1 pseudogene is annotated in these 566 nt (G+C 71.4%); it reads left to right on the top strand.

What is annotated here, in order from left to right:
- A pseudogene (locus EOA38_RS38425) lies at positions 1–566 on the top strand (SPOR domain-containing protein); the annotation flags it as partial.

Here is a 566-nt window from a genome sequence, read left to right as displayed (position 1 = left end):
CAAAGAAACCGCCGCAGAGCCGGATCGGCGATCTTTCGCCCGACGACACCGATGCAGCGTCTGGCGCCGACGCAGCGGCCAATCCCGACGCGGCAGCGCCGGGTCCGGACGCAGTAGCGTCGGGTCCTGACGCGGCAGCGCCGAGTAGCGCCCAGGGCACCGCGCAGCCGGCCGCTCCGACGCCGAAATCGGAGGACCGCATCGCCCAGGTGCTGCAAGAGGCCGACAAGGGGACCGGCAATGACGTCGTCGCCGTAGCGCCGCGCAAGGTCAAAACCATGATGGTGAAGCCTGACGGCTCGCTGGTCGCGCACGAGGATCCGGCTCCTGCCGCGCCGAAAGTGGCGGCAACCGAGCCAGCCGATCCGGCGCCGCAGCACGTTGCTCCGGCCGGGCAGGGCGACGCCCAGGCGACGGGGACGGTCACGCCGGCCACCGACCAGACTGCCGGTCAGGGCGACCAGACCGAGGTGGTCAAGCCAGCGATACCCAATGCCGCGCCGAAGAATGAAGCCAAGGCCCAGTCGGCCAACACGCCGGCGAAGGTGCCGGTGGCGCCGCCACGC

This window comes from Mesorhizobium sp. M1E.F.Ca.ET.041.01.1.1 (assembly GCF_003997355.1).
Lineage (GTDB): Bacteria > Pseudomonadota > Alphaproteobacteria > Rhizobiales > Rhizobiaceae > Mesorhizobium.
This window is presented reverse-complemented; position numbering and strand designations above follow the sequence as displayed.